General features: G+C 37.2%; 10 protein-coding genes. 7 read left to right on the forward strand and 3 right to left on the reverse strand.

Annotation, left to right across the window (positions count from 1 at the left end; genetic code table 11):
• From HCH28_RS20400 to HCH28_RS20410, 3 genes are all read left to right on the forward strand, one after another.
• Complete coding sequence (locus HCH28_RS20400) at positions 1 to 813, forward strand: HAD family hydrolase (RefSeq protein ID WP_221682845.1); 813 nt, start codon at positions 1 to 3, stop codon at positions 811 to 813.
• Positions 814 to 908: 95 nt separating this feature from the next.
• Positions 909 to 2540, forward strand: a complete 1632-nt coding sequence (locus HCH28_RS20405) for a YceG family protein (protein ID WP_221682846.1) — start codon at positions 909 to 911, stop codon at positions 2538 to 2540.
• Positions 2541 to 2562: 22 nt separating this feature from the next.
• Positions 2563 to 3597, forward strand: a complete 1035-nt coding sequence (locus HCH28_RS20410) for a toxic anion resistance protein (RefSeq protein WP_221682847.1) — start codon at positions 2563 to 2565, stop codon at positions 3595 to 3597.
• Between the two features lie 124 nt (positions 3598 to 3721).
• Here the strand turns inward: HCH28_RS20410 and HCH28_RS20415 are convergent, their stop codons facing one another.
• Together HCH28_RS20415 and HCH28_RS20420 are read right to left on the reverse strand one after the other, a co-directional pair.
• Positions 3722 to 4810 (reverse strand): FUSC family protein, encoded by a 1089-nt coding sequence (locus HCH28_RS20415; RefSeq protein WP_221682848.1) that lies wholly within the window; start codon positions 4808 to 4810, stop codon positions 3722 to 3724.
• Between the two features lie 135 nt (positions 4811 to 4945).
• Positions 4946 to 6232: a glutamate-1-semialdehyde 2,1-aminomutase gene (locus tag HCH28_RS20420; RefSeq protein ID WP_221682849.1), complete on the reverse strand. Its 1287-nt coding sequence runs from the start codon at positions 6230 to 6232 to the stop codon at positions 4946 to 4948.
• Between the two features lie 129 nt (positions 6233 to 6361).
• Between HCH28_RS20420 and bcp the strand changes: the two genes are divergently transcribed.
• The 3 genes from bcp (at position 6362) to perR (ending at position 8344) form a co-directional block, all read left to right on the forward strand.
• A complete protein-coding gene (gene bcp, locus HCH28_RS20425) occupies positions 6362 to 6835 on the forward strand; it encodes a thioredoxin-dependent thiol peroxidase (protein ID WP_221682850.1) in 474 nt (157 codons plus the stop codon).
• Positions 6835 to 7779, forward strand: coding sequence for a D-2-hydroxyacid dehydrogenase (locus tag HCH28_RS20430; protein ID WP_221682851.1), 945 nt, complete (start codon positions 6835 to 6837; stop codon positions 7777 to 7779). Before bcp ends, HCH28_RS20430 begins: the two co-directional genes overlap by 1 nt.
• A 121-nt stretch (positions 7780 to 7900) precedes the next feature.
• The gene (gene perR / locus HCH28_RS20435) at positions 7901 to 8344 is read left to right on the forward strand and encodes a peroxide-responsive transcriptional repressor PerR (protein WP_004230508.1); all 444 of its coding nucleotides are present in this window, start codon (positions 7901 to 7903) and stop codon (positions 8342 to 8344) included.
• 22 nt (positions 8345 to 8366) lie between these two features.
• Here the strand turns inward: perR and HCH28_RS20440 are convergent, their stop codons facing one another.
• A complete protein-coding gene (locus tag HCH28_RS20440; RefSeq protein WP_221682852.1) occupies positions 8367 to 8720 on the reverse strand; it encodes a YgzB family protein in 354 nt (117 codons plus the stop codon).
• 149 nt (positions 8721 to 8869) lie between these two features.
• On the opposite strand from HCH28_RS20440, the gene HCH28_RS20445 reads away from it, so the two are divergent.
• On the forward strand, positions 8870 to 9757 hold the full coding sequence (locus HCH28_RS20445; RefSeq protein WP_016994017.1) for a nucleotidyltransferase-like protein: 888 nt from the start codon (positions 8870 to 8872) through the stop codon (positions 9755 to 9757).
• Positions 9758 to 10126 lie beyond the last annotated feature (369 nt).

A 10126-nucleotide genomic window follows, 5' to 3' on the forward strand; every position in this document is an offset into this window, starting at 1 on the left:
ATGATATTATTTACATCTGATTTAGATAGAACCCTTATTTATTCTAAACGCATGATGGAGATGTTTCCGCCAGCTACAGAGACAATTGTCGTTGAACACAAGGTCGAAACAGCAATGAGTATGATGACACAGGCAACAGCACCTCTATTGCAACAGGTACACCAACAAACTTTATTTGTACCTGTTACGACAAGAGCTTTACATCAATATAAAAGAATCCATTTTATTTATGATTTATGCCCTGCTTTTGCAATTACAAGCAATGGGGGTACAATAGTAGAAAAGGGTCAGCCATATGAAAAGTGGACACAAACATTATCTAGACGTATTGAAGATTCCTCGATCCCTCGTATGGATATGCTAAAGCTTTTTCAGACGATTAAATCTGATACATGGCTACAACGATCTCTGTATATAGATGAGCTTTTTTATGTACATCATGTAGATATTGATGCTTTACCATCCGATGAATTACAAGCGATGATTCAAGAGTTTGATATGCATGGTTGGCATGTTCTGCTACAAGGGAAAAAATTGTATTTTATGCCTAAGGTGCTGACAAAGGAAGCGGCTATAGAATATATAAAAGAGTTCTGTACATACGATGTGCATATAGCAGCAGGTGATTCTATTATGGATTATGGCATGCTTGCAATGGCTGATTTAGCTTTTACACCAAATCATGGAGATTTAAAGGATAAACAGCCAAAGTTTTTACAAAATACAACTTACTCGCCTCACAATGGTGAAGCATTTACAAAGAATTTATTGGAAACAGTTTTACAGATGGCATCACAACAAACGATCGTATAGATGTTCAAATATTTTTGTTGTCATTAGGTGAGACATCCTATGACAAATGAATGCTTTAGCATAGGCTGAGGATGATTTTTAGGAGGTGCGTTTGTATGCAAACAATCACAATTAAATCAGTGTTGGAGCGTCATCCTGATGATTGGCTACAGGCGTTTCAAGATTCACCAAAGGATCGTGCATTTTATGAAACAACAGAGCAGCAAGTGAGCTTTAGTAGAATTGCTGTTCGTGTATTGGGCATACCAATCGAAGAAGATGATTATTTCAATTCATTATTTACATTGTCACAGAACACTAACATCCATATTTTAAGTGAAGAATTAAATAAACATATTGAACCAAAAGACTTTCAGGCTATACAAACAATCCTTTCGCAGCATCAACAAACTCCGCAAGGACTATCTATAAATCGTTTAGTGGCAATGATGTATGGTTATCAATTAATTCCTAAGCATGATGACAGTGTAATGAATCGCCATTTACAGTTAGCAACCATTAAAGTAGTAGAGCTCTTTCAAAAACAGCAATCGTTAGGTTTGCTAGCAAATGACTTTCGCCGGTTTTTAATTGATATGGTGAAATGGTTAAAAAACCATTGGATTCTATGGACAAAATCCATGAAACCAACAGATGATTTTCCTAAAGTAGTTTGGTATGGGGAAGCAACTCTAAGTCAGCGCTATTTCTTATTGTTATTAATGGAGCTCGGTTGTGATGTGTTAATTTTTCATCCAGCTAAAATAGATGAATTTGCTGAGATTGATCCTAATGATACTTTCTCTATCACATATGCATATGCCAATCAAACAACTTTACAGCCATTTCCTGATAAGTTGCGTGACCGGCAGGCAACGGTTGGATATCGATCTAGTCAGCATTTTGAGCAATTAATGCATGATCAGCAATCAGGTGTCTATAAGCCTTGGCAGTTTAAAGATTTTATGCCACGCTCCTTAACATTACGGATGACATATGATGATATATTTATTTATGCAAAAGAGAAAGCTTTGGTTCGACCACAGTTTGAAGTAGTTGGGGATGAGATTGTCATTCCAGTCATATTTGCCAAAATTAGTGGGGTTTCGAGCAGACGGGAAGAATACTGGTATTATATGCATCAGTTATTAGCAAGTCCGCAAACGGTTTTTGTCCAGAAATTCCCCTATGCACCAACGAGTAAAGCCAATTTTCACTTTCACTATAAGCATTGCCTAGTAAATGGAGAACTGTCAGTAGAGCGTATTATGCAAAGTGATTGGTGGCAATACGGTGAGTTAACATTGGAGCTACAGCGTGCGATTGCACACACGATAAAAACTTCCTGTGAGCAGCCTATGTTGAAACAGCAGCCAAATGAGACCTTATATGATTTACAGTTATTTTTATTTAAACAGATGACGATGATTCCACAGGAGATCCTTCGTTTACTACAAAGCTTTGATTATTCACAAGAGGTACCCAAGGTGGTATTATATCAAGCACCTCAACAACCAGCTTTATCACGTGAGGATATGGCATTATTAGGGTTTTTAAATCGATTTGGTGTGGATATTGTGTTTTATAATCCGACAGGTCAACTAGATTTAGAAAAACATTTACAAGAAGATAGTTACGATGTGCATCGTTTAGAGCATATGCTGTTTGACTTGTACTATGAACAACCAAAGCCACAGAAAACTGCACCCGACAAAATCATAAAAAAACTCTTTAATCGTTTTTTTTGATGATAGAAAGGAGGCGGCATGAATGTCAAATAACTCGTTGACGCTGAAGCAGCTGACACTGGAAACAGCAGAAGCCTTCAAAGAACAGTTACGGGATCATGCAGAGGTACGGCAAATTGCCAATCAAATCAATATAAAAAATCAGATAGAGCTATTAGCTTTGGGAAAAGAGCCGTCTACAAAATTAGCTACATTTGCAGATCAAATTTTAGCCATCATCACTCAGTCAACATCTTTCGAATCAAATGAATTATTTAAGCAGCTTGAAGCCCTTATGCAGACATTCGACAAACAAGATTTTACAGAACAAAAGGGCTTTTTTAAAAAGCTATTTGCACGTAAGTCCAAAAATGATGGCGATTTATTTACGAAATACAATGGACTGGGGAGAGATATTGAGAAAATCCATTATCAATTTGTACTGATGGAAGAGGAATTAGCAAAGGATAATCAAGTACTTGCACGCTTATATCAAGAAGACCTCATGTACTATCTTGAGCTAGAAAAGTATATCGTAGCAACTGACATGAAACTTCATGAAGTCCAAACAACATTGATTCCGATGTATGAAAAACAGAGTGAAGCAGGTAATCAGCTGGCGAAAATGGAGCTAAATCGTTTGCAAGCTATTGCAGAGATGCTCCAGCAAAAAATAGATGATTTAGAAAAATCACGTATGGTGGCTATTATCACAGCCCCTCAAATCGATATGCTACGTAATGGTAACCGTGAATTGATTGAACAAATTAATGGGGCTTTTGTTAAAACCATTCCTGTTTTTAAAATGGGTTTGATGAATGCAGTTAATGAAAGACGTCAACAATTACAAAGTCAATCAGCCTCTGCCTTTGAAGATCGTATGAAGCAATTTGGGGGAGCTAGTAAGGAAGCGGTGCAATTAAGTACTGCCATGGCTCAACAATCCAGCACTACCCAGACTCTTGAAGAAATGTGGGATACTATTATATCAGGCATTGCCAATTATCAGCAATTACGTGATGAACAAATGGTCAAACGCCAACAAGCAGAGCAACAATTGCTAACATTGCGTTCTTAGCTTCTTTCCTCTAAGTAGATGACTACTTGGAGGTTTTTTGTATAAAAAAAGCGACAGACTTATCTTCATTCAATGGGTGATCAAAAGCCCCCTGAATCAAGATAATCTGTCGCCAAAATGTTAGCTATATGAATTCCTCTTCAAATTCTACATTGATTTCATGTCCATGATAGCTTTGGTAAGAAACAATAAGTGTATCAAGATGTTCTAAGTTTTCCTCATAATCTAAAATACGCGATAAAATATAGAGTAGGTGATAGCTAGAAAACTCCGTATCGCCTTCTTCACGAGCGAAGTTGATTTGCTTGATGAAAATTTCCATCAGCTCATTACGTTGGACATAGTCAATGCTTTTACTCCACTCCGAATGCTCAGGCTTTAGCTTTCCTGTATATTTTAAGAGCAATTGCTCATGGTACGTTAACAAGGAATCAAGTCTCTCCTGAATCATTAAATGAAATTGTGTAGGGAGCTGAGCTAATTCATTTTCGTGATTATGCAAACGCTGTAGCAATTCCAAGCTTTTCTTGGAAGTTAAAATCATTTGACGATAGACTACTAGTTTGCGTGCTTTCACATATTTTTTATTTTTAAAATAATTACGCTCTTCCTTATATAAATCATATAGCGTATCCACTCGTAGCATACGGCTTTTAAACTTACTTAATGCTGTTTTTGTGGATGTGTGCTCAGAAGCTTGACGTACAGCCAGTCGTGTCCAACGAATAATATCATCTTGTAAAATATAAATTTTGCGAAATAGTTTTACCTCGTATTTAGGTGGTAAGAACACAAGGTTTACGACAAACGCTGCTAATACCCCGACTAATATCGTAACAAAGCGTATTAAACCAAACGTTAAAAAGTCATCCCCTTGAAATTCCATAATAGCTACGACTGATACCAACGCTAGCGAAAGTGATTTTTCCAGTTTAAATTTCAACATGAGACCAATAGCTATTATGACAGCTATACCAATGGCAACGACATGGTGGCCAAAAAGTAAGCCGAAAATGACAGCAATTGTCGCACCTATAATATTCGCTTGTACTTGCTCCACAATGGTTTGGTAAGAACGATAAATAGAAGGCTGAATAGCAAAAATAGCTGCAATTCCAGCAAAAACAGGTGAAGGTAATTTTAACAACTCTGCAATAAATAATGCAAATACGATAGCTACACCAGTTTTAAATACACGGGCACCTAATTTCATAAAGATGTCCTTTCTGTCTAATATTTTTTAGCTTCTTTACATTATAGAAGGAAGTGCTCATAAAATACATAGATTTGCATGGATGAATAAGAAAAAGGCGACTTCTACCTGCAAGTCGCCTTTTTCTTGTCAAGATTACAATTGAGAAAACGCAATATCTACTGCTTCAATTGTTTCCTGAATATCCGCTTCTGTATGCTCAGTTGTTAAGAACCATGCTTCATATTTAGAAGGAGCTAGATTAATACCTTGCGCAAGCATGAGTTTAAAGAAGCGTCCAAATATTTCACCATCAGAGCTTTCAGCTTGCTCATAGTTTTCTACTTTCACATCTGTAAAGTAAATAGTAAGCGCTCCTTTAAGACGATTTAACGTGATGGTTACGCCATGTTTTTTAGCAGCAGCTAAAATACCTTCTTCTAAAATTGAGCCTAATCTATCCATTTCCTCGTATATACCTGGTGTTTGTAGCACTTCTAGGCAAGCGATGCCAGCTTGCATAGATGCAGGATTTCCAGCCATCGTACCCGCTTGGTATGCTGGGCCGAGTGGTGCAACAGTATCCATAATCTCTTTACGTCCGCCATAAGCACCGATCGGTAAACCACCACCAATAACTTTACCAAGTGCAGTTAGATCAGGTGTTAGGCCAAGTAAATTTTGAGCGCCACCATAGTGGAAGCGGAAGGCCGTGATGACTTCATCATAAATCGTTAGGGCCCCTTTTTCCTTTGCTGTAGCATGTACTAATTCAAGGAAGCCTGACTTAGGTTCAACAATACCGAAGTTTCCTACTATTGGCTCGATTAAGATAGCTGCAATCTCCTCGCCCCATTTATTCATGGCTTCTGTAAAGGCTTCTGGGTTATTAAAAGGTACAGTAATAACTTCTTCAGCTGTTGAAGTTGTTACGCCTGCTGAGTCCGGTGTTCCTAATGTTGCTGGACCTGATCCTGCAGCCACTAATACTAAATCGAAATGCCCGTGGTAGCAACCAGCAAATTTCATGATTTTTGTACGTCCTGTATAGGCACGTGCCACACGAATCGTTGTCATAACAGCTTCTGTACCAGAGTTGTTAAAACGTACTTTATCCATCGACGGAATGGCTTCCTTTAACATTTTTGCGAAAGTAACTTCATATTCAGTCGGCGTCCCAAACAATGTGCCATTTTCCGCTGCGTGCGTTATAGCCTTTGCAATATGAGGATGACCATGACCAGTAACGATTGGACCATATGCTGCTAGATAGTCGATATAACGATTGCCATCTACATCCCAAAAATATGCGCCTTTTCCTCGCGCCATGGCTACAGGAGAACCGCCACCTACTGCTTTATATGAACGAGATGGGCTGTTTACACCACCAACAATATGCTGTAATGCCTCTGCATGTATTGCTTCAGATTTTGCATGATTCATAGAATTGCCTCCTAACTTTTTATACGTAATCTATTGTAGACCTATCGGTGTAAGAAATCCAAAGAAATTAAGGGATATGACTTGATTTGTTACTTAGAGTAAAATAGGACCTACAGAGGAGGAGATTGTATGACATTACTAGAAGGACAAAAGGCGCCGGATTTTTCTCTCTTGAACGAAAAGGGCGAGATGGTGCATTTAGCTGATTTTAAAGGAACAAATGTTATTTTATACTTTTACCCAAAGGATATGACACCAGGCTGCACGACGGAGGCTTGTGATTTTCGCGATAAGTTTGAGGACTTCAGTCATTTAAACGCTGTTGTTCTGGGTGTTAGCCCAGATAACGCAAGCAAGCATACAAAATTTATTGATAAGCATGGTTTGCCATTTTCACTATTAGTGGATGAGGACCATGCTATTGCTGAAGCATATGGTGTATGGGTTTTAAAGAAAATGTATGGACGTGAATATATGGGCATAGAGCGTTCAACGTTTTTAATTGATGCTGAGGGTATGCTTGTAAAAGCTTGGCGCAAAGTTCGAGTGAAAAATCATATTGAAGAAGTATATGCTTATTTAGCAGAACAGGAGGCAAAATAATGAGAATCTATTTTACATTTGAACCTAGACCAGATTTACGAGAACCATTAGTAGCAGAATTTCCACAGCTTGAATTTATCTTTGAAAAGAGTTTATCAAATGAAGAGCTTCAACAAGCGGATGTATTAGTTACATATGGTGAAGATTTAACAGAAGAGAGTATTCAATCTGCGACAAAGCTAAAATGGATTTTTGTTGCATCGGCAGGTGTAGAAAAAATGCCAGCTCAGGCTATTATTGAACGAGGGATTCTAGTTTCAAATGTTCGTGGCATTCATAAAACGCCTATGGCTGAATCCATGCTTGCTCATATTTTAGCCATTAAACGAGCTTTGCCTTGGATGTATGAGCAGCAAAAGAAAAGTGAATGGTCGAAAAAAACACAACAAACGGAATTACGTGATAGTACGGCACTTATTTTGGGGCCAGGTGCCATTGGGTCAGAAGTTGGACGTTTATTGCAAGCTTTTGGTGTTACGACGATTGGCTGTAACCGCTCCGGTAAAGAAGCGGCCTATATGAATACGGTGATTAGTTTTACACAATTGAAAGAAGCCCTACCTCATGCAGATATCGTTATTTCTGTATTACCAAAAACAACAGAAACGACCCATTTATTGAAAGAAGAGCATTTTGTTGTGATGAAAAACAATGCGATCTTCATGAATTTTGGTCGAGGTAATTTAGTTGATGAAAAGGTACTCATTCAAGCGATTGAAACAAAGCAAATTGGACATGCAGTTTTAGATGTATTTGAAGAGGAGCCTCTGACATCTGACAATCCATTATGGACATTACCAAATGTCATAGTATCACCTCATGTATCCAGTCATTCTTCTCGTTATGTTGAGCGTAGCTTAGAAATTTTCAAGCCAAGCCTAACAAAATGGCTAAAGGGTGACACGGATTTAGAAAATGTTATGGATTTATCAAGAGGCTATTAAGGAAAATACCATTGATTTATTGAGGATAAGCAATGTGTGATTGTTGACGAAGTAGTACGAATTGGATACACTATTTATAACAATTATAAATTAATAATACTTATGGAAGAGGTGCATGACGATGTCTGCAACGCATTTACAAGATGCACTGGACACGTTGAAAACAACTGGTGTACGTATTACTCCTCAGCGTCATGCTATTTTGGAATATCTAATTCAATCAATGGCACATCCTACTGCCGATGAAATTTATAAAGCTCTTGAGGGTAAGTTCCCTAATATGAGTGTAGCGACTGTTTATAACAACCTGCGTGTATTTCGTGAAGTAGGTCTTGTGAAAGAGCTAACTTACGGGGATGCTTCAAGTCGCTTTGATTTCGTGACAAACGATCATTACCATATGATTTGTGAATGCTGTGGTAAGATCGTCGATTTCCATTATCCTGGACTCGACGAAATAGAGCATTTTGCATCACAGGTAACAGGCTTTGATGTGCATTCGCATCGCTTAGAGATATACGGCACTTGTCCATCATGTAAAGTTGCTACTGCAAAAGTACAATAAAAATCCTAGCTCTTAAAAAGGGCTAGGATTTTTTTGTTTTATTATTATAGGATTGATCAAACTCTTTACCTTCTAGAGCAGGATCAAGCGTTAATGGCTCATTGCAGTACATGCACATATCTACTCGGCCTAAAACCTTTGTATGTTTATGGCAATTAGGACACTCTACTTGAATAGCTCTTGTTGACAGTAGACCGATCCACGCATATACAACTGTGCTACCGATAATACAAAGAACACCTAGTGACATGAAAATTAAAACTAATATCGGGCTGTTTTTAAAGAAAATGCCTCCGTACATGACAATAAAACCAAAAAAGATTAGTGCTAATGCGAATGAACGAATTTTATTAATTTTACTTTTATAAGGTTTCATATTTCATCTTGCCTCCCAATCTAAAATCTACTATAACATATAAGGGCAAAGTATTTTAGCTTTGAACTGAATGAAAGAAGGAATACTTTTAGAGTATGTCGAATTTTTAACGGAACAAAAGAACCTATATGAATAAAGGAGGGCTGAACATGGAGCAAGTACTGCGTCCAATATATCAAGAACGTGCGAGTCAGTCGAATACATTAGGCGTAATTTTAGTAGAAAAGCGTGAAGAACAAAGTAACGTTACAGATACATTTGATACGGTTTTACTCATTATCGTAAAAGAAGCAGAGCAACCAGTCTTTTCAAAACATTACTTATATGAAGGAAATAAAATCGCTCTACATACTGTTACGGAGAAATTAATTCGAAAATGGTTACTAATCGGTTCAAATAGAAAGGTTGTTGATTGGATATTCTTCGGTAGAGTATTATTTGATCGGAATGAATTTCTGCATAAACTAAAAATAGAATTGCAGGAATTTCCGTATAGTGGTCGTAAAATTAAAACAGGTATTCAATTTTCAAAGTTAATTCGTCGCTATTTGGAAGGGAAAGAATACTTCGATAAAGGAAGTTACTTGGATGCTTATAATCACGTTGTGGACTCCCTGCATCATCTAGGTCGTTTATCTATTATCGATAGTGGCCTGTATCCTGAAGTAACTGTTTGGGCACAGGTAAAAAAAATTGAGCCAGCCATCTATAAGCTGTATGAAGAGCTAGTGACAAGTAATGAGCCAATAGAAAAGCGCTTAGAATTGTTGTTTTTAGCAAGTGAGTTTTTAATTCATTCTCGTACACGAGATGGAGCACAACATATATTAGAAGTCATGCAAACAAAAGAAATGTGGACCATTCAGGAATTACACGATCATCATGAGCTTGTGAACTACTCAGTGGATTTAGAAGTGTTTGTGGAGTACTTAGTGGATAAAGGCTATATTCAAATTGAACCAATTGCAGCGAAAAATGATAGGATATTTCACCGTCATTACAAGGTAAATAAAGATGCTCTAGAAATGGGGCAATGACTGTAGTATGCTTGTAATCGAGGTATCTAAAAATACCTCGATATTTTTTTAGAAAAGTAGTTGACGAATAATATCTTAGTATTGTATTATATTAATTGTCGCTAAGACATAAACGAATAACTCAGAAAAACACAAAAAACTTTTTAAAAAAGTTGTTGACATGTTTTGAATGAGATGTTAATATAAAGAAGTCGCTGAAAAACGACTTAAATAATGAACCTTGAAAACTGAACAAGCAAAACGTAATCAATAAAGTTTTAAGTAGCTAGTTTAACTAGTGAACGAAACATAATTTGGACATCAAACATGATGCCAGCAAAACAATTTGAGCTAATCAAATTTCTTTTATGGAGAGTTTGATCCTGGCTC

The organism is Lysinibacillus sp. K60, assembly GCF_019731275.1.
GTDB classification, from domain to species: domain Bacteria; phylum Bacillota; class Bacilli; order Bacillales_A; family Planococcaceae; genus Lysinibacillus; species Lysinibacillus capsici.